The 19,055-nt window shown below is 56.7% G+C and carries 16 protein-coding genes and 3 pseudogenes; 16 read left to right on the plus strand and 3 right to left on the minus strand.

What is annotated here, in order from left to right:
- Positions 1–29 precede the first annotated feature (29 nt).
- A pseudogene (locus CES87_RS28510) lies at positions 30–951 on the minus strand (LysR family transcriptional regulator).
- 104 nt (positions 952–1,055) lie between these two features.
- On the opposite strand from CES87_RS28510, the gene CES87_RS28515 reads away from it, so the two are divergent.
- The 14 genes and pseudogenes from CES87_RS28515 (at position 1,056) to CES87_RS28580 (ending at position 13,961) form a co-directional block, all read left to right on the plus strand.
- Positions 1,056–1,721, plus strand: coding sequence for an RraA family protein (locus CES87_RS28515; RefSeq protein WP_128608730.1), 666 nt, complete (start codon positions 1,056–1,058; stop codon positions 1,719–1,721).
- Positions 1,721–2,382, plus strand: a pseudogene (locus CES87_RS28520) (RraA family protein). The gene CES87_RS28515 and the pseudogene CES87_RS28520 overlap by 1 nt, the downstream one beginning before the upstream one ends.
- Positions 2,382–3,019 (plus strand): annotated as a pseudogene (locus tag CES87_RS28525) (RraA family protein). Before CES87_RS28520 ends, CES87_RS28525 begins: the two co-directional pseudogenes overlap by 1 nt.
- Complete coding sequence (locus CES87_RS28530) at positions 3,016–4,230, plus strand: pyridoxal phosphate-dependent aminotransferase (protein ID WP_128608731.1); 1,215 nt, start codon at positions 3,016–3,018, stop codon at positions 4,228–4,230. The pseudogene CES87_RS28525 and the gene CES87_RS28530 overlap by 4 nt, the downstream one beginning before the upstream one ends.
- A 173-nt stretch (positions 4,231–4,403) precedes the next feature.
- Complete coding sequence (locus tag CES87_RS28535) at positions 4,404–4,943, plus strand: thiamine pyrophosphate-binding protein (protein WP_019579805.1); 540 nt, start codon at positions 4,404–4,406, stop codon at positions 4,941–4,943.
- The gene (locus CES87_RS28540; RefSeq protein WP_128608732.1) at positions 4,931–5,527 is read left to right on the plus strand and encodes a thiamine pyrophosphate-dependent enzyme; all 597 of its coding nucleotides are present in this window, start codon (positions 4,931–4,933) and stop codon (positions 5,525–5,527) included. The genes CES87_RS28535 and CES87_RS28540 overlap by 13 nt, the downstream gene beginning before the upstream one ends.
- Positions 5,528–5,593: 66 nt before the next feature.
- The gene (locus tag CES87_RS28545) at positions 5,594–6,757 is read left to right on the plus strand and encodes an acyl-CoA dehydrogenase family protein (RefSeq protein ID WP_128608733.1); all 1,164 of its coding nucleotides are present in this window, start codon (positions 5,594–5,596) and stop codon (positions 6,755–6,757) included.
- Between the two features lie 74 nt (positions 6,758–6,831).
- Positions 6,832–8,034, plus strand: a complete 1,203-nt coding sequence (locus tag CES87_RS28550) for a CaiB/BaiF CoA-transferase family protein (RefSeq protein WP_178081495.1) — start codon at positions 6,832–6,834, stop codon at positions 8,032–8,034.
- A 62-nt stretch (positions 8,035–8,096) separates the two neighbouring features.
- Positions 8,097–8,861 carry an electron transfer flavoprotein subunit beta/FixA family protein gene (locus CES87_RS28555; protein ID WP_128608735.1) on the plus strand — a complete coding sequence of 255 codons (765 nt, stop codon included), beginning with the start codon at positions 8,097–8,099 and terminating at the stop codon, positions 8,859–8,861.
- Positions 8,862–9,818, plus strand: a complete 957-nt coding sequence (locus tag CES87_RS28560; RefSeq protein WP_128608736.1) for an electron transfer flavoprotein subunit alpha/FixB family protein — start codon at positions 8,862–8,864, stop codon at positions 9,816–9,818. It begins immediately after the preceding gene.
- Positions 9,819–9,843: 25 nt separating this feature from the next.
- Positions 9,844–10,686, plus strand: coding sequence for a MaoC family dehydratase N-terminal domain-containing protein (locus CES87_RS28565; protein ID WP_128608737.1), 843 nt, complete (start codon positions 9,844–9,846; stop codon positions 10,684–10,686).
- Entirely contained in the window at positions 10,683–11,498 is an 816-nt protein-coding gene (locus tag CES87_RS28570) for a CoA ester lyase (RefSeq protein WP_128608738.1), read from the plus strand. Before CES87_RS28565 ends, CES87_RS28570 begins: the two co-directional genes overlap by 4 nt.
- A gap of 61 nt (positions 11,499–11,559) precedes the next feature.
- Positions 11,560–12,951, plus strand: a complete 1,392-nt coding sequence (locus CES87_RS28575; protein ID WP_128608763.1) for an aldehyde dehydrogenase family protein — start codon at positions 11,560–11,562, stop codon at positions 12,949–12,951.
- A 95-nt stretch (positions 12,952–13,046) separates the two neighbouring features.
- Positions 13,047–13,961, plus strand: a complete 915-nt coding sequence (locus CES87_RS28580; protein ID WP_128608739.1) for a transporter substrate-binding domain-containing protein — start codon at positions 13,047–13,049, stop codon at positions 13,959–13,961.
- A 324-nt stretch (positions 13,962–14,285) separates the two neighbouring features.
- Here the strand turns inward: CES87_RS28580 and CES87_RS28585 are convergent, their stop codons facing one another.
- Positions 14,286–15,059: a creatininase gene (locus CES87_RS28585; protein ID WP_128608764.1), complete on the minus strand. Its 774-nt coding sequence runs from the start codon at positions 15,057–15,059 to the stop codon at positions 14,286–14,288.
- Between the two features lie 170 nt (positions 15,060–15,229).
- Entirely contained in the window at positions 15,230–16,660 is a 1,431-nt protein-coding gene (locus CES87_RS28590; RefSeq protein ID WP_128608740.1) for a cytosine permease, read from the minus strand.
- 327 nt (positions 16,661–16,987) lie between these two features.
- Here CES87_RS28590 and CES87_RS28595 point away from each other — a divergent pair, with 327 nt between their 5' ends.
- Both CES87_RS28595 and CES87_RS28600 read left to right on the plus strand, forming a co-directional pair.
- Positions 16,988–17,656, plus strand: a complete 669-nt coding sequence (locus tag CES87_RS28595; protein ID WP_128608741.1) for an FMN-dependent NADH-azoreductase — start codon at positions 16,988–16,990, stop codon at positions 17,654–17,656.
- Entirely contained in the window at positions 17,583–19,052 is a 1,470-nt protein-coding gene (locus tag CES87_RS28600) for an amidase family protein (RefSeq protein WP_256591125.1), read from the plus strand. Before CES87_RS28595 ends, CES87_RS28600 begins: the two co-directional genes overlap by 74 nt.
- The last annotated feature ends 3 nt before the right edge of the window (positions 19,053–19,055 follow it).

Below are 19,055 nucleotides of genomic sequence, written 5' to 3' on the forward strand. Positions count from 1 at the left end.
TTACTGCGATTATTTAAAAGGGCCCATGATCATCCATGGGCTCTTTTTTTGATTGGGGAGCGCGTTTTAGTGCGCAACCGGTCAATTATTTCTTCCACCTGCGGATTAGGCCGATCAGCATTCCAGGCTACCGCAGTCGTGACGACGTTGAGCTTCTGACTAAGCGGTCGAAACACTACGTTGTCGGGGGCCAGTTTTTTCAGCGACGCTGGCACCAGTGCGATGCCCTGACCGTAGCTGACAAAGGCGATCTGAGAGGCGACAGAGCGCACTTCATGCAATACGCGAGGGGAAAAACCACTGGCTCGGCAGGTGGCGATGAGATTGTCGAAATACACCGGGCTGACCTTTCGGGAAAACATCACCAAAGGCTCGTTGGACAGACTGGACAGACTGATTCGAGTGCGCGAAGCCAAGGGGTGATCACTGGGCAAAGCCACCACCAGGCGATCTTCCAACAGCGGCAGTGACTTGATCGAGGCTCCCAAATCACCATCCAGGCGGGCGAACGCCAAGTCGATATCTCCGGCTTCCAGCGCCGGAACGGCTTCAACGCTGTCGATTTCCCGCACAGACACGGTGAGGTGCGGATAGTCGTTCTTCAATTGCTCGATCAACCCCGGCAAGACATCGAACATTGCCGTGGAAATCGCTCCAATGGTCAACATCCCCGACTGACCCGCCACTGCCTCTTCCACGGCAAGTTCCAGGCGCTCAAGTTGGTCGGCGAACTTACGCACGGCCGGCAGAATCGCCGCCCCACCGGCGTCAACTTTGCACCACGTCGCGAGCGGTCAAACAATTTGACCTTGAGCGCCTGCTCCAGTACCTGAATCTGCTCGCTCAACGGCGGCTGGACATTCCCAAACGCTTGGCCGCACGGCCAAAATTCTGTTCTTCGGCAACCGCCAGAAACAACCAGAGATGACGAATCAGACGAAAGTTGATCATGATTAATCCATAGGTTTAACGTATCTAATGCTTCTGTGATTAGTAATATACCTATCAAATTGTCTCACCGACACTGGGCGCCTCGTCACTAGAGGGGCTACCCCATGATCCATGAGAGTTTGCTAAATCGCTTGGCAGCGCTGGATACCAACACGGTGTCCGATGCGCTCGACTTCCTTGGCCTGCCTGGCGCCACTGTGGGGCTGCGCCCACTGTGGAACTGCCCAAAGATCGTTGGCCGCGCCAGTACGGTACAACTGGCCCGGAAATCTGACAGTGCACCTACAGTGCATCTGATTACCCCAGTGGTTGAACAGATCGATAGTGACGACCGTGTACTAGTGATCGCCGGCGGTATCGAGGGCATCTCCTGCTGGGGCGACATCCTGGCCAACGCGTCGGCCCGCAAGAAAGTACGCGGCACTGTGATCGATGGTTTCAGTCGAGACATCGATGGCAGCGAGTCGATTGGCTACCCGGTTTACGGACGCGGGGTCACCATGATCAGTGCCCGCAATCGAGTCATTCAGATCGACGCGGCCGTGACCATAAAAGTGGCCGGCGTCGACGTCAGTGAAGACGACTATGTCATTGCCGATACCTGCGGAACTGTGTTCGTCCCACAAGCCTATATCGAGAAAGTGGTCGACCTTGGCGAGCGCATCGCCCGCCGCCAGGACGCAATGGTCGAGGCAGTGCGCAGCGGCCGTTCGGTAGCCGAGGTCATGCATGACACCCAATTCGAAGCGATCCACGTGGAGCACGCCTGATGAATCTTGAAGATCAAACCCTGGTCGCCTTATTTGAAGGCCTCGACACCCCAGGCGTCTCCGATGCCCTGGACAAACTAGGCCTGCCCGGTCCATGCCTCGGCGTGGCGCCGCTGGACAACTACAGCAAGGTTATCGTCGGCCCGGCCTTCACCGTGCAGTACGTCACGGCCAGCGTACCTCCGGGCACAGTAGGCGATTTCATCGAAGACGTGGCACCCGGCGATGTGGTGGTCATCGACAACGGTGGCCGCACTGACTGCACCGTCTGGGGCGACATCATGACCCAATACGCCGGTACTCGGCAGATCGCTGCCACTGTCATTGACGGTGTTGCCGTGACGTGAACAAAGCACTGGGCGATGGCTACCCGATCTTCAGCAAAGGCCGCTTCATGCGCACCGGCAAAGACCGTGTACAGGTTCAGTCGGTCAACCAGCCAGTGTCCATCGGCGCCGCTCGAGTATGTGCTCGCGACATCGTGGTCGCCGACGCCAACGGCGTGGTGATCGTCCCCCGCGCTCGTGCAGCTGAAGTGGCTGCGTGTGCTCGTCAGATCGAATCGGTCGAAGCCGACATTCGCGCCCTGATCGCTCAAGGCAAAACCCTTAAAGAAGCCCGGGCCGCATTGGGTTACCACAGCTTGCAGAGGAAAGTCTGATGACCACGCTCCCCCTCCCCCTGAATTTCCACGAACGTGCAAAAGTGTTGGGCAGCTCGACGCTGTATGAAGCGTCCCATCTTCCTTGTGCGGTCGACAGTGCGATCCGTCCAATTTGGGACGGCGCCTTCATCGCTGCCCCCGCCTACCCGCTGGAATGTTCGCCGGGTGACAACCTCGCTCTGCACTTGGCCATGGAACGAGTGCCTCGTGGCAGTGTATTGGTTGTAGGTACAGGTAGCTTCATCGCCGGTTACTGGGGCGAAGTGCTAACCGTGGCGGCTGAAGCGGCTGGCGTGGTCGGTCTTGTGATTGATGGTGGCGTTCGCGATATAGCGGCCCTCAAGAAACGTCAGTTTCCAGTATTTGCCCGCGGCATCTCGGTCAAAGGCACCGTTAAGGCCAGCGCTCCCTCGGTGGGCCAAGCGTTTGATTTCAACGGTGCACACGTTGCACAGGCGATCTGGTGGTGGCCGACGATGACGGCGTGATCATCATTCCCAAGGCGGATGCGGCACGCACTCTGGCTGAAGGCGAGGCGCGCGCGAGCAAGGAAGCGCAGATGATGCAGGCATTGACCGAAGGCCGTTCGACACTGGAACTGATGAACCTGACTGAGTGGAGAACCCGCGCATGAGCGTCGATATCCAACGACTGAATCAACGTCTGGCCAGCGCACGACCATCAGCGACTTATCGGATCATGGACCGTGTGGCGGAACGTCGGGCACAAGGCGCGAAGATCATTTCGCTATGCGCCGGCGAGCCAGATTTCGATACGCCCAAGCATGTTCGCGAAGCGGCAATCATCGCCATCGAGCACGGCCATACCCGCTACACCCAAGTTGCCGGGGTCCGTTCACTGCGAGAAGCGGTGGCCGCCAAGTTCCACCGCGAGAATGGTCTGGATGTCACCTGGCAGGACACCCTCGTCTGTAACGGTGGCAAACAGGTGATCTACAACGCCTTGGCTGCGACCCTTAATGAGGGCGATCAGGTCATCGTGCCGGCGCCGTACTGGGTCAGCTACCCGGAGATGGTTCAATTGTGTGGAGGTGAGGCCCGGATCGTGACGTGCGATTCAAGGACCGGCTTCAAGCTAACACCAGCCGCGTTGGCCGCGGCGATCACGCCGCATACCCGCTGGTTAATCCTCAATTCGCCGTCCAACCCGACCGGCGCGGTGTACAGCCGGGACGAACTGCAAGCTTTGGCTGAGGTGTTGTTGGCTAATCCTCACGTGCTGATTCTGGCTGATGACATCTACGAGCATCTGATCTTCGACGACCAAACTTTCCATACCCTGGCCCAGGTCGAACCGCGGCTGGCACCGCGAACCCTGACCATGAACGGTGTGTCCAAGGCCTATGCCATGACCGGTTGGCGCATCGGCTTTGCTACGGGACCACGCTGGCTGCTGGAGGCTATGGAAAAACTGCAAGGTCAGCAAACCTCTGGCGCCAGCTCGATTTCGCAACAAGCCGCAATTGCTGCTCTGGACGGCCCCAAGGACTTTATCCGTGAAAGCCGTGCCGCTTTCCAGAGTCGTCGCGATTTGATGGTGGCGCTGCTGAACAACACGCAAGGTCTTGAATGTGTCAGTCCGGCAGGGGCTTTTTACGCGTTCGCCTCCTGCGCCGGATTGATCGGCCGTACCTCACCGGGTGGCCGAGTACTGCACACCGACGAAGATGTTGCACATGCGCTACTCGATGAGGCCGATGTGGCCGTGGTGCATGGCAGTGCTTTTGGCCTTGGTCCTTACATTCGTATTGCCTATGCACTGGACGATGCTTCATTGCGCCGGGCTTGCGAGGCGATCCGTACATTCTGCACCTCTGTGCGTTGATCATTCTCCCTTCCCATAAAGCGTGGCTATCGCATTTGCCCGGCATGCCACGCACACCTCAACCAGCTATACAAAATGGGCATATCTCAAAGACAAAAACGGTAGTCGTCCTTCTCCTCCATCCCTCCCAGAATGTGTGAAAACACAAAAGCAGCACTGCTTGGGAGATGGGTATGTCAACAGAAGCTGAACAAACCGTAGGACAGGATTGGCAGGAGGACGTGTTCCGCGTGCTCAAGGCCCACAACGTCAAACACGTGGTCTTCGTACCGGACGCAGGCCATTCCGCGGCCATCCGAATGTCCTATGCAGACCCCGACATCAAGGCCGTCGTCCTTACCACTGAAGAAGAAGGCATCGGCTATCTTGCTGGCGCCTGGCTTGGAGGGGAGCGCGGAGCCCTCTTGATGCAGTCCAGCGGCGTCGGAAACTGCATCAACACTCTGGCTCTTCAAGTCTGCGCCGGCTTCCCGCTGTTGATGGTTGTCACCATGCGTGGCGACTGGGCCGAATTCAACGCGTGGCAGAACCCTATGGGTCAGGCAACCGAAGCCTCTCTGAACCTGATGAAGGTCATGACCTGGCGCGCGGACGTCCCGGAAGACGTCGCTCCACTTCTTCACGGTGCCGCGACCATGGCATTCAACGGAGATTCCTCCACTGCCCTGCTGCTCGGTCAGCGCCTGATTGGAGAAAAGAAATGGGTCAAGTAAGCGCAAACCACATTCTGTGCCGCCGCGAAGTGGTTAAAACCCTCCTGGCCGACCGCAAAGACGTGCTGGTCGTGACCGGCCTGGGCTCGGCGTCCTATGACGTCATGGCCGCTGGGGACAATGATCTGAATTATTACCTCTGGGCCGCCATGGGCAGTGCCATTACGGTTGGCCTGGGTCTGGCTAATGCACAGCCTGACAAGTCGGTGGTGGTAATCACCGGTGATGGTGAGTTGCTCATGGGCTTCGGCGCCCTGGCCACCGTCGCGCTTCAAAAGCCCGCCAACCTGACTATTGCGGTGTTGGATAACGGTCACTTTGGCGAGACCGGTATGCAGGTCAGCCATGCGGGGTTTGGAATTTCCCTGGACCAGGTCGCGAAAACTTGCGGCTTCAGCTGGACCGATGAAATCCGTGACATGGAAGGCGTACACAACCTGCGCGAGCGCTTCGCAACACGCGATGGCGTCAAGCTCGCAACGATCAAGATCAAAGCGGAAAACCCGCCACGCGTGCTACCACCGCGTGATGGTCACTACGTCAAAAATCGCTTTCGTGCTGCGCTGGGTTTCAACCCGATCTGACAATTCTATGCCCGTATCCGGTCACGCAGGGCAGTTGTCATGCGTGACGCGTTGAGGAGAATAATAATGACTGACCGCAACTCTGACGAACTCAATGCCATCCGCGAGGGCGTACGCGCTCTTTGCGCTGAATTCGATGCGGCTTACTGGCGTAAAGTCGACGAAGAAAAAGGCTTTCCGGAAACCTTCGTCAAGGCCCTGACGGACGCAGGTTGGCTGGCCGCGATGATTCCTGTCGAATATGGCGGCTCCGGCCTCGGACTGGCCGAGGCCTCAGTAATCCTGGAAGAAGTGAATCGCTGCGGTGGTAACTCCGGCACCGTCCACGGGCAGATGTACAACATGTTCACCCTGCTGCGTAACGGTAGCGAAGCGCAGAAAAGCTATTACCTGCCGAAACTGGCCAGCGGCGAATTGCGCCTGCAATCAATGGGTGTGACCGAGCCTACTACCGGCACCGACACCACAAAGATCAAGACCACAGCGGTCAAACGCGGCGACAAGTACGTCATTAACGGGCAGAAGGTCTGGATCTCGCGAATTCAGCATTCCGACCTGATGATCCTGCTAGCGCGTACTACCCCTTTGGCCGACGTGAAGAAAAAGTCCGAAGGAATGTCGATCTTCCTCGTCGACCTACGTGAGGCCATCGGTAACGGCCTGACCGTGCAACCTATCGCCAACATGGTCAACCACGAAACCAACGAGCTGTTCTTCGACAACCTGGAAATTCCTGCCGATAGCCTCATCGGCGAGGAAGGCAAAGGTTTCCGCTACATCCTGGATGGCCTGAATGCTGAACGCACACTGATCGCCGCCGAATGCATTGGCGACGGTCGCTGGTTTATCGAAAAAGCCAGCGCCTATGCGCGTGATCGCGTCGTGTTCGGACGCCCTATCGGGCAGAACCAAGGCGTTCAGTTCCCCATCGCTGAAGCACACATTGAAATCGAAGCGGCTGACTTGATGCGCTGGCGTGCTTGCGAGGAATACGACAGCGGCATCAACGCCGGGGCCAGCGCCAACATGGCCAAGTACCTGGCGGCGAAAGCCTCTTGGGAAGCCGCCAATGCGTGCTTGCAGACTCACGGCGGTTTTGGTTTTGCCTGCGAGTACGACGTCGAGCGCAAATTCCGTGAAACCCGTCTGTATCAGGTTGCTCCCATCTCCACCAACCTGATCCTGTCGTACGTTGCCGAACACCTGCTTGAACTGCCGCGCTCCTTCTAAAGGAACAGCGTAAAGCCCAGTGCGTCGGCTTAAGCAGGCGCGACTGGGGAGCCATGACAAGAGAGATAATAATCATGAGCCAACCCAAAGGTATCCGTCCGCTCGATGGCATTACCGTCGTCAGCCTTGAGCATGCGATTGCGGCGCCCTTCTGCACCCGTCAACTGGCCGACCTTGGTGCGCGTGTGATCAAGGTCGAACGCCCCGGCACGGGGGACTTTGCCAGAGGTTACGACCAACGCGTCAACGGTCTCGCCTCGCACTTCGTCTGGACCAATCGCTCGAAAGAAAGCCTGACCCTCGATCTGAAACAGGATTCGGCCACCGAGGTGCTGGACAGTTTGCTGGCCACCGCCGACGTCCTGGTGCAGAACCTGGCGCCGGGTGCGGCAGCACGAATGGGACTTTCATTTGAGGTTTTGCATCAGCGGTTTCCGCGCCTGATTGTCTGTGACATTTCAGGCTACGGCGCAGGCGGCCCCTATGAAAAGAAAAAAGCCTATGACTTGTTGATACAGAGCGAAGGTGGATTCCTTTCGGTCACCGGCGGACCGGGTGAGGAAGAAATGGCCAAGGCCGGTTGCTCGATTGCTGATATCGCGGCCGGCATGTACGCCTACACCGGAATTCTATCCGCCTTGCTGTTGCGTGGACGCACTGGCGAAGGTAGCCACCTCGATGTGTCGATGCTGGAAAGCCTGGTCGAGTGGATGAATTACCCGATGTACTACGCCTACGACGGCGCTACACCTCCCCCCCGCGCCGGCGCCGCGCACGCCACGATCTACCCCTATGGCCCCTTCCCCATCGGTGACGGCACAACAGTAATGCTGGGTTTGCAGAACGAGCGAGAGTGGCAGCTGTTTTGCGACAAGGTACTGCTTACTCCTGAACTGGCGAAAGACGAACGTTTCTCTGCCAACTTCAAGCGCGTCGAAAACCGCCAAGCGCTGCGGGCACTCATCGTTGAATCGTTCTCCACACTCAATTTCGATGCCGTGTTTGATCGGTTGGAGCATGCGCAAATTGCTAATGCTCGGGTCAATGACATGCAAGGTGTTTGGGACCATCCGCAACTTCAGGCGCGTGATCGCTGGCGGGAAGTCGAAACCTCTGCCGGCACCGTTCCTAGCTTGATACCTCCCGGTAGCAACAGCGCGTTCGAGCCACGTATGGATGCCGTACCGGGCCTCGGCCAGCACACCGAACAGGTGCTCAGGGAACTGGGGCTGGGTACGGATCGTATTGAACAAATGCGCACTGCCGGGGCGATTTAGCCTTGATCTGAAAACAAAAGGCCTGCCTGCAACGATCAAAGTTTTTGAGAGAACACTGCCCAATGAAGATCCTGGTAGCTGTGAAACGAGTAGTCGACTACAACGTGAAAGTTCGCGTCAAAGCAGACAATTCGGGCGTCGACCTCACCAACGTCAAGATGTCGATGAACCCGTTCTGCGAAATCGCAGTGGAAGAAGCCGTACGCCTGAAAGAACTCTCTATAAAAGAAGGGCGCGTTGCGACTGAAATCGTCGTCGTCTCCGCCGGCCCGTCCACCGCTCAAGAGCAACTGCGCACTGCGCTGGCTCTGGGTGCCGACCGCGCCATCCTCGTCGAATCCGCTGAAGACCTGACTTCCCTGGCCGTTGCCAAGCTGTTGAAAGCGGTGGTCGACAAGGAACAGCCTCAGCTGGTGATCCTTGGCAAACAAGCCATCGACAGCGACAACAACCAGACTGGCCAGATGCTCGCTGCATTGAGCGGCTACGGTCAGGGTACGTTCGCCTCCAAAGTCGAAATCAGCGGCGACAGCGTTGCCGTGACTCGCGAAGTCGACGGCGGCGCACAGACAGTTTCCCTGAAACTGCCGGCCATCGTCACCACCGACCTGCGTTTGAACGAGCCGCGCTATGCGTCCCTGCCAAACATCATGAAAGCCAAGAAGAAGCCTCTCGAAGTGCTGACTCCGGACGCTTTGGGCGTTTCCACCGCCTCCACCAACAAGACCGTGAAAGTCGAAGCGCCTACTGCACGCAGCGCGGGTATCAAGGTCAAGTCGGTGGCTGAACTGGTCGAGAAACTGAAAAACGAAGCGAAGGTGATCTAAATGACTATCTTGGTTATTGCTGACTATTCAAATGACCAGCAGGACAACAAAGTGCTGGCTCCAGCCACGCTAAACACTGTGGCTGCCGCTACCGAAATCGGTGGTGACATCCACGTGCTGGTAACCGGCGCATTCGTGGGTGCCGTAGCTGAAGCCGCGGCAAAAATCGCTGGCGTGGCAAAAGTGTTGGTGGCCGACAACGCTGCATACGCCAACTTGCTTCCAGAAAATGTCGCCCCTTTAGTCGCCAGCCTGGTGATCGAGCAGCAATCGATTTACAGCCATGTCCTGGCCTCCGCCACCTCAAACGGTAAAAACATCTTGCCGCGCGTTGCCGCTCAGCTGGATGTTGACCAGATCTCCGAGATCATCTCGGTCGAAAGCGCTGACACCTTCAAGCGCCCGATCTACGCCGGTAACGCTATCGCTACCGTGCAATCGAGCGCTGCGGTGAAAGTCATCACCGTGCGTGCCACTGGTTTCGATCCGGTTGCCGCTGAAGGTGGTTCGGCTGCCGTTGAAGTCATTGCCACTGCCCATGACGCTGGCGCTTCCAGCTTCGTTGGCGAAGAACTGGCCAAGTCCGACCGTCCGGAACTGACCGCTGCCAAGATCGTCGTTTCCGGCGGTCGCGGCATGCAGAACGGCGACAACTTCAAACACCTGTACGCCCTGGCCGACAAGCTGGGCGCTGCTGTCGGTGCTTCCCGCGCCGCGGTCGACGCAGGTTTCGTACCCAACGACATGCAGGTCGGTCAGACCGGGAAGATCGTTGCTCCACAGCTGTACATCGCGGTCGGTATCTCCGGCGCGATCCAGCACCTGGCCGGCATGAAAGACTCCAAAGTGATCGTTGCGATCAACAAGGACGAAGAAGCGCCGATCTTCCAGGTGGCCGATTACGGGCTGGTGGCGGATCTTTTTGAAGCGATTCCAGAAATGGCTGCCCTGGCCTGATCACTGACCGACTGGAGCAAAGAATATGAGCAGTTCCGATTTTTCCGCCTGGATTGGACGACGTCAGGAAAGCCAGGACCGGATCAGTTTCACTCTGGTCAGACGCATTGCCGCGACATTGGGCGAGTCGGCTCCACAACCCGGTGAGCCACTGCCGCCCCTGTGGCACTGGGCATTTTTTCAGGAGCCGGTGGGTGCCAGCGAACTGGGGCCGGATGGCCATCCAGCGCTTGGGGGCTTTTTGCCGCCGGCCCATAACCGCAATCGCATGTGGGCGGGCAGCCGAATCGAGTTTTACCAGCCGATAAAAGTGGAGGCTGAAGTGACCTGTCTATCGACCATCCTCAACGTCGAGGAGAAGCACGGTCGCACGGGTTCCTTGCTGTTCGTCACGGTACGTCATGAGTTTTTCCAGGACGGCAAACTCGCCCTGCAAGATGAACAGGACATTGTTTACCGCGAACCTACCCCGCCCAAACTGCAGGGCACCGAAACGTTACCTGAAGGCCAATGGCAGGAACGGATCGAGCCTTCCCCAACCCTGCTGTTCCGTTATTCCGCAGTCACCTTCAATGGCCATCGAATTCACTATGACTGGCCTTATGTGACAGAGAGCGAAGGTTATCCAGGGCTGGTGGTACATGGTCCATTGATCGCAACGTTGAACTTGCGTGCCTTCACCAAAGCGCATCCAACTGCGCGCCTGGAGCGTTTCACTTTCCGTGGAGTACGGCCGCTGATTTCGCCACAGCCTTTCGAGGTGGGCGGACGTCTAATCGAAAACGGCAAGGCGCAGGTTTGGGCTGGTAATCAGGACGGCACAGCACAGATCGGAGAGATCGAGTTCAGCAATGGAGCAACGCCATGAGCCAATCAATTGTTCGCTCCGCCCTGTTTGTGCCGGCCACTCGACCAGCGCGCATCCCAAAAGCTATTGCCACTGGTGCGGATCGGGTCATCGTTGACTTGGAAGATGCCGTGCAAGAAAACCTCAAGGAGCAGGCGAGGGATAATCTTGACGCTTTCCTGAGCGAAGCTCCGGATGCACGGATTCTGGTCCGTGTGAATGCCCCGGATCACTGGGCGCATGTTGCGGATCTGGACCTTTGCCGGCGCCACGCCGGCGTGATCGGAATTCTGCTACCCAAAGCAGAAAGCGCGGAACAGGTCATCACTGCTGCTGGTACCGAAAAACCGATTTGGCCAATCATCGAGAGCGCCAAGGGCTTGTCAGCACTCAACGAGATTGCCGGCACTCTAGGCGTTGAACGCTTGTCGTTCGGCAGTCTGGATCTGGGTCTGGACCTGAACCTGACTACTGGCAGCCCTGCTGCTGAAGAAATCCTTAGCCATGCTCGCTACTCCGTTTTGCTCGCCACCCGAGTTGCAGCGCTCGCTCCAGCGCTGGACGGCGTGTTTGCGTCGATTCAGGACACCGCAGGGCTGCTGCGCGCTGTTCATTTTGCACGCGACATGGGCTTTGGTGGCGCGCTGTGTATCCATCCAACCCAAGTCGCGATCATTCATCAGGCGCTAAAACCCAGCCTGGAAGAATTGCACTGGGCGCAATGCATTATCGAAGCCGCTCGCTCAGGTGAAGGCGTTTTCGTGCTGGATGGGCAAATGGTCGATGCGCCGGTTATTGGTCGCGCACAATCCATTTTGGCTCGCGCGATCTGATTCAACACCGGCGCTGTTGCTTAGAAGCTATGCATCCAATCCCACCCAGCAGGACGGTGTCATGACTAACGTTTCCAGCCTTACCCATGCCATTTCGATCAACCCCGCCAATGGTGAGCAGATCGGCCAGTACCCCTTCGAATCCGCAGCGGAACTGGAGGCGTCACTGTCACGTGCGATTACAGGGTTTTCCACCTGGCGTAGCCAACCCGTCGAAATGCGCTCGCAAGCACTGATCGCTTTGGCGAGGGCATTACGCGACAACGCAGAAACGATGGCGAAGATGATCACGCAAGAGATGGGCAAACCCACCACTCAGGCGCGCGGTGAGATTGAAAAGTGTGCGCAGCTCTGCGAGTGGTACGCCGAACACGGCCCCGCCATGCTGACCGCCGAACCCACACAGGTCGAGGGCGGTAAGGCACGAATTGAGTATCGTCCACTGGGTCCGATTCTCGCCGTGATGCCGTGGAACTTTCCCATCTGGCAGGTGCTGCGCGGCGCCGTTCCTGCGTTGATTGCCGGAAATACCTACGTCTTAAAACATGCGCCGAACGTGATGGGATGTGCCTACCTGCTGCAAGATGCGTTCAAACGCGCCGGCTTTGCCGAAGGCGTGTTTGAAGTCATCAATGTCACGGCCGACGGTGTCTCCACTGCGATAACAGATACTCGCATTGCCGCGGTCACGCTCACTGGCAGCGTCCGAGCGGGCATGGCTATCGGCGCGCAGGCGGGTGCAGCCTTGAAGAAGTGCGTGTTGGAGCTGGGTGGCTCAGATCCCTTCATTGTGCTCAACGACGCCGACTTGGACGAAGCTGTGAAAGCTGCTGTGGTTGGCCGATACCAAAACACCGGACAAGTCTGCGCGGCTGCCAAACGCCTGATTGTGGAGCAAGGTGTTGTCGAGGAGTTTACCCGCAAGTTTGTCGAATCCACCTCCAAGTTGGTCATCGGCGATCCACTGGCCACAGACACTTACATAGGACCCATGGCCCGCTTTGATCTGCGCGATGAACTGGATCGTCAGGTCCGAGACACCCTGGAAGAAGGTGCGACCTTGTTGTTGGGAGGCAGAAAGGCCGAAGGCCCTGGTAACTTCTACGAGCCGACGGTATTCGGTGATGTCACCGACCAGATGACATCATTCAAACAGGAATTATTTGGGCCCGTGGCTTCGATCATCACCGCGCGGGACGCCGCACACGCACTGGAGCTGGCCAACAATAGTGAATTCGGGCTTGCCTCGACCATCTACACACGCAATGTCGAACTGGCCCAGAAGCTGGCCGGCGAACTGGAAACCGGAGGCGTATTCATCAATGGCTATTGCGCAACCGACCCACGCGTCACTTTCGGCGGCGTGAAGAAAAGCGGTTTTGGCCGGGAACTGTCGCATTTCGGTGTGCGCGAATTCTGTAATGCGCAGACCGTCTGGTTGGACCGTCACTAACAATAAGCAAGACGCCAGGAACTGCGAGACCTTTCGCCAAACCAAAGATGGGCGAGTCCGGAAAAGATTCGCCTTGCCCTTATGAGGAGCTTTTGATGCGTACCTTCCCTGCAATGCTGGGCGTTACTCTGACGGCTGCGTTGACCTTTACTCCAGTAATAGCTGCCGAACTTACAGGAACACTTAAAAAAATAAAGAACTCGGGGACCATAACCCTGGGCCACCGGGACTCTTCAATTCCGTTTTCCTACTTCGCCGACGCTTCCGGCAAACCAGTTGGCTACTCCCATGACATCCAGTTGAAAATTGTCGACGCTATCAAGCAAGAACTTGAGATGCCCGAACTGAACGTACGGTACAACCTGGTGACGTCACAAACGCGCATCCCGCTTGTGCAAAACGGTACTGTCGATCTGGAGTGCGGTTCTACTACCAATACCGCAGAGAGAGCGCAGCAAGTCGAATTTTCAATCGGCATCTTCGAAGCCAGCACTCGACTTTTGGTCCGAAAGGATTCGATCTACAAAGACTTTGACCATCTCAACGGCAAGAACGTCGTGACAACTGCTGGCAGCACTGCCGAGCGGATGCTCAAGGTAATGAACGCCGAGAAAAAGATGAACATGAACGTCATCTCTGCCAAAGACATCGGTGAGTCTTACCAAATGCTGGAGTCCGGTCGTGCCATTGCTTTTATGCAAGACGATGCGTTGCTGGCAGGCGAGATGGCCAAAGCTAAGAAACCAGAGGATTGGATGGTCACAGGAACGCCGCAATCCAATGAAATCTACGGCTGTACTATGCGTCGAGGTGATCCAAGTCTCAAAAAAGTCGTCGATGATTCGATCAAAGCTCTTTTCGTCTCAGGTGAAATCAACACGATTTACGATAAATGGTTTACTCAGCCTATCCCCCCTAACGGCTTGAACCTGAAATTCCCCATGAGTGCAGAACTCAAGACAATTATTGCTAAACCCACTGACCAGCCTGCGCCGGTAAAATCCCAGTAATCGTCGTATTGTAAAAAATTGATTAACACGCAAACGCCACCCGTCAGCACTCCGATCAACTGAGTGTAACCACCAATATGGCCAGCGATAATCAACCGCGACAGCAACTCTTCGATGGCGAATATCGGCAGTGGCTCCATTCCGCGCAGCGGGTTTCGGGTGTGATCCGCTGCGCGAGAGTAGGCCAGCAATAGTCTGCTTTGGAACCAGTCGCGCTGGGGACTTTCCAAAAACCTGGTTCTAGAAGATTTATTTGCACGGACGAATCAGTCAGTTAATTTCTCGATTACACCAATGCACCGCGACGCTGAAAGTCGCCTGTCCCTATAGCGAGTCAAGTCCGAACTCGAATCGTACCGCTTGGGCGATACCACCGATAACATCATTCACCAACCACCTTCCTTTCTCCGCGCTTGAGTCCAGTGCAGATGACAGCACCCCACTGGCTGGTACCCATTCAGTGCGCGCGGGGTACATGTCGTAAACTGGGAACTGCGCCGGTCCGTGATCAGGAATCTGGTCAAGGCACACCATCTGCGGGTAGTAATGCAGCATCATCGATGTTTCGATGACCGCAGCATGTTCCAGCGCAATCCCAGGAAAACCGTCCGGAAAAATTTTGTCGAGTGTCTGTGATTTCACGAATTCCCAATGCTCGAGGCGCATGACTTCTAGTCCGCTATTCGGACCAATATCGCGCATGGCCAGTTCGATGCCTTCGGTGACAAACCACTGGTTTTCATAATGACCGATCACCAACACCAGACGCTTCACTCCATGGCGATGAAACTCGCGTACGGCATCGCGTACCATGGCGATCAGAGTGGCGCCGTCCACGCTGGTGGTCCCGCAGAAGTGCTGGCCTCCTCCACATTTTGGCTGTGACTTGTAGCCGTAGGACAGTGCCGGGGCGACGAGGCCGTCTATCATCTTGGCGACATCTTCACTGATTGCACTGGCCAGCAACGCGTCGGTGCCCAAGGGCAAATGAGGTCCGTGTTGTTCAGTTGCGCCGATAGGCAGCATGACCACCGCGCCTGATTGCACGCGGCGCTCATAGTCGACCCAACTGATGTTATCCATCCTGACGTTATTCATAGCGTCGCTTCCGTTTCGGGGGTTGATGGTGAACGTCCCGGCGCCCGGCCGCACCGAGATGATCACGCGCTGGCTTATGCTCGCGCCGGATACCAGGCTTCGGGTTCCGGGTACAAGAGGGGTCATACCCAGTTTCCTCTCTAATCATTCAATAGACGAACACACAGCGATTACTTGGCCAGCACTGAAGTGCTGACAACTTCTGCACGGCGTGAGCGATGCAGTAAATAGTAAATACCGCCGCCCACACCAAACCCCGCTAACCAGGACAAATCAATTCCGCCCAATGCCATTGCGAGCGGACCTTGCAGTGATTTAATTGTTCCGACCTGAAATAACCAAGCTGCAAATACGCCCACGGCCAGTGCAAATACGCCTCTCCAATTCACATCAGAACAGGCACTTAAAGAGTGATGGCAATACAGCGATTTCAAATCGACCTGACCACGGCGAATCAGGAAGAAATCGACCAGCGTGATACCCGCCCACGGACTGATCCATACGACAAAAAAGACCATGAGGTTTTCAAAGGCATGCACAAACTCGGCGGATTGCAGAAACAGGTAGAGCATCAACAGCGCAACCACGCCTGAGACCATCGAAACCGCCCAGCGTGGAACACGCAAATCCAGCGACAACGTCGCCAGCGCTGCGGAATAAATAACCACGATGTTGGTGGCGACCGGGCCATGCAACAGCACCAGCAACACCGGTAACGCCATCGTGCCGAACACCGCGATGATCAATTGCGCAGGATCCGAACCTCCGCCCCCCGAAGCAATGGCAGCGCCCAGAAAAGCCAGCCATACAGTGGGCAGAAACATGCCTAGGAACGTCGATCGAAAAACTTGACCATCAGACAATCGACTCTGGGTGAAGCGGGTGTAATCCGACGCGTACACCAGCCATGAAATACCCCAGCCGATCCCGATCGCCGTCATCAGGCTGCTCATTGCCGACAGCTTGCCGAAACCCTGAAGGGTGGACGCCTGCCACTGGATATCCACATGGGCAAAAGCCAGAGCGGTCATTGCCACCATGATTAACAGAATCACCGGCATGGTGTAACGCTCGAAGCACTTGATGGCATTGAAACCCCAGGCCGCAATACCCACCTGAAGAATCATGACCGCCAGAGCGATTCCATACTTGAGTTCCATACCACCACTGATGCCGATTTTTTCCAGAGCCGCCACGGCAAGATCGAGGACGATCCAGGTGTTAGTGGCCACCCAACCCATTGGCATGAGCACTTGCATGATGGTAGGGAGGTAAGCGCCGCGACGGCCAAACGCCAATCGTGATAGCACCATCTGCGGCACGCCGGTGCGGTGCCCCATGATGCAGATGCCGCCGAACAGAGCCGCGCCCATGAGGTTGCCTACCACCACCACGAATAACGTTTCCCACAGGCTCAGACCCAGCTGAATACCGATGGCGCCGAGCACCCAGTTGATGGGTGCGACGTTGGCTCCGGCCCAGATCCAGAACTGGTCCAGCGGTGTCGACGTACGCTGACTATCGGGCACCGGCGTGATGCCCAGCGCATCATAATTGGCTTGGTTGGTTAATTTTTTTTCAGCATTGCGATGGTTTGACATTGTTGTTTTCCTCGCTGACCGGCGATCGTGTAAATCGCCCCGGACTATTAAAGCGAGGTCTGTACGTTCAGGTAATTGATAATAACTAAAAGAGCTTTTAGAAAAATTACCGCATTAAGTTTTACTCAATGGCGCAGCAATTTACCCGATGAAATGGCTTCTAACGGTTAACAATTCATGCGCGAATTCATGCCCGGACATGAAGCTCAATGATTGAGCTTTACTCAACTCGCTTCAAATATTAGTCAATAGCGTGACCCTCCATGGTCGTGGCCAAATAATGCAGCCATTAAGGCAATATCGCCTCACCTGCAAAGGAAGTATCACATGACTACCCTTCTCCATATTGATGCCAGTGCACGATCCGATCGTTCGCTGAGCCGCAAACTGTCCCAGGCATTTGTCGACGCCTGGGTCGATCGCGACGAAAAGACTCACGTCATCACCCGTGATGTTGGGCACAACCCTCCTCCGTTCACGACTGAGGCCTGGATTGCCGCAGTATTTACTCCCGAAGAGCAATTGACACCGGAAAAACGCCTGGAGATTCGCCTCTCGGATGAGTTGATCGATGAGATTGACCGCGCCGATGTCATTGTCATGGGTACGCCGATGTACAACTACGGAATGCCGGCAGCCCTCAAGTCCTGGTTCGACAAAGTCATTCGCATCGGCAAAACCTTCACCTTTGATCTTGAACGCGGTGATTTCCCACTCGAACCGATCATGAGCGGCAAAAAACTGATTATTTTATCTTCCCGGGGGGAGTTCGGATTTGGCCCAGGTGGAGTGCGCGAATCCATGAACCACCTCGATACTCATATACAGACCTGTGCTCATTACTTGGGCGTGACCGAAACTCACGTCATTTCCATCGACTATCAGGAGTTCGGCGACACCCGCCACGAAGCGTCGATCGCTGATGCATTTGATGCAATTGCAGTGCTGGTCAGGCAATTGGTCGAAGATCGCCAACGTCAGCTTTCGCCTGCTTGATGACCAGGTATCGCCGAAAAAAAAAGGAAAAAACATGATCACCCTGCTGCAAACCGCTGAGCGATTGAGAAAAGGCCTGACGACGCCGAATGAGTTGATCGAATCTGCACTAGCGGCGATCAACAACTCGGCGCATGTGTTCATTACCGTACTGGAACAGCGCGCTTTCGACGATGCGAAAGCCTCGACACGACGTTGGCAGCAAGGGGCGCCTTTGAGCCCTTTCGACGGGATTCCCTACGCGGTCAAGGATTTGCTGGATGTCGTCGGCAGTCGAACAACCGCCGGTTCCATAACCCGCATCGATGCACCGATTGCGGTCGAGGATGCGCACGTTATTGCAGCGTTGAGCGCACTGGGGATGATCCCGTTGGGGAAAACTAATCTGACGGAATTCGCTTACTCCGGACTCGGACTGAATCCGCATTTCGGCACTCCGACCTGCGATGTCCCAGTTGGCGAAAGCCGTGTTCCTGGCGGATCTTCCTCGGGCTCGGCCATCGCTGTGCAACGCGGGATCGTCAGTTGCTCCATTGGCACCGACACGTCTGGTTCGATCCGCATTCCGGCGGCGTTCAATGCGCTGGTCGGTTACAAGGCTTCCACCGGTCGCTACAACATGACAGGCGTGCACCCCCTCGCTATCACGCTCGATAGCCTGGGCCCGCTTGCCCATACCGTAGCGGATTGCGTCGCGTTGGATGCAGCGATGCGTGGCATGCAGGACGTCGCCATCGAGGCAGCTGACCTTTCCAGGCTGCGCTTTGTGATCGACGACGGGGTCATGTCTGACCCTGCGTTGCAACCCGCCGTCCGGCACAACCTTGTTTTGATGATGGAACAGCTTCGAGCCGCCGGCGCGGAAGTTGAGCGGCGGACGGTGCTGGCTGTTGCCCGCACCAGAGAACTCATTGCGCGAGAGGGCTGGCTTGGTGCAATTGAAGCATGGCGACTTTTGGGAACGATAGTCGAAGGTCCGCAAGGGCACAGCATGGACAGGCGCGTACTTCATCGTCTGCGCGCGGCTAAAGAGATCGAACCGGCCAGCGAATCCCGGATCCGCCATTTGCGCACGGAGCTGATGACAGCCATGGAACACGAGCTCGATGGCGCCATTCTGGTCCTGCCGACGGTCAAGCATGTCGCCCCGCCGATGGCGTCACTGTCGGAGGACGACGAGCTGTTCGCGCGTGTTAATCTCGAGACCCTGTCACTGACCATGATTGGCAGTTTGCTGGATATGCCGGGTGTGGCCATTCCGTCCGGCAAGGACAGCATCGGCCTTGCCACATCGACCTTATTTGCGACGACCGAGGGCCGCGACGACGCATTGCTCGGTGCATGCTTGGCGATCGAAGCAGGCCTTCGCCCCCCATGCTTGCCAGCCACGCGGTAGCGC

Source organism: Pseudomonas sp. ERMR1:02 (assembly GCF_002277815.1).
Taxonomy (GTDB): Bacteria; Pseudomonadota; Gammaproteobacteria; order Pseudomonadales; family Pseudomonadaceae; genus Aquipseudomonas.

Excerpts from the sequence above, each read along its gene's own strand:
- CES87_RS28550 (WP_178081495.1), top strand. The coding sequence starts at position 6,832 with ATGAGCCAACCCAAAGGTATCCGTCCGCTCGATGGCATTACCGTCGTC.
- CES87_RS28585 (WP_128608764.1), bottom strand. The coding sequence starts at position 15,059 with ATGAATAACGTCAGGATGGATAACATCAGTTGGGTCGACTATGAGCGC.
- CES87_RS28545 (WP_128608733.1), top strand. The coding sequence starts at position 5,594 with ATGACTGACCGCAACTCTGACGAACTCAATGCCATCCGCGAGGGCGTA.
- CES87_RS28570 (WP_128608738.1), top strand. The coding sequence starts at position 10,683 with ATGAGCCAATCAATTGTTCGCTCCGCCCTGTTTGTGCCGGCCACTCGA.
- CES87_RS28580 (WP_128608739.1), top strand. The coding sequence starts at position 13,047 with ATGCGTACCTTCCCTGCAATGCTGGGCGTTACTCTGACGGCTGCGTTG.
- CES87_RS28600 (WP_256591125.1), top strand. The coding sequence starts at position 17,583 with ATGCATTTGATGCAATTGCAGTGCTGGTCAGGCAATTGGTCGAAGATC.
- CES87_RS28540 (WP_128608732.1), top strand. The coding sequence starts at position 4,931 with ATGGGTCAAGTAAGCGCAAACCACATTCTGTGCCGCCGCGAAGTGGTT.
- CES87_RS28575 (WP_128608763.1), top strand. The coding sequence starts at position 11,560 with ATGACTAACGTTTCCAGCCTTACCCATGCCATTTCGATCAACCCCGCC.
- CES87_RS28555 (WP_128608735.1), top strand. The coding sequence starts at position 8,097 with ATGAAGATCCTGGTAGCTGTGAAACGAGTAGTCGACTACAACGTGAAA.
- CES87_RS28565 (WP_128608737.1), top strand. The coding sequence starts at position 9,844 with ATGAGCAGTTCCGATTTTTCCGCCTGGATTGGACGACGTCAGGAAAGC.
- CES87_RS28590 (WP_128608740.1), bottom strand. The coding sequence starts at position 16,660 with ATGTCAAACCATCGCAATGCTGAAAAAAAATTAACCAACCAAGCCAAT.
- CES87_RS28535 (WP_019579805.1), top strand. The coding sequence starts at position 4,404 with ATGTCAACAGAAGCTGAACAAACCGTAGGACAGGATTGGCAGGAGGAC.
- CES87_RS28515 (WP_128608730.1), top strand. The coding sequence starts at position 1,056 with ATGATCCATGAGAGTTTGCTAAATCGCTTGGCAGCGCTGGATACCAAC.
- CES87_RS28595 (WP_128608741.1), top strand. The coding sequence starts at position 16,988 with ATGACTACCCTTCTCCATATTGATGCCAGTGCACGATCCGATCGTTCG.
- CES87_RS28530 (WP_128608731.1), top strand. The coding sequence starts at position 3,016 with ATGAGCGTCGATATCCAACGACTGAATCAACGTCTGGCCAGCGCACGA.
- CES87_RS28560 (WP_128608736.1), top strand. The coding sequence starts at position 8,862 with ATGACTATCTTGGTTATTGCTGACTATTCAAATGACCAGCAGGACAAC.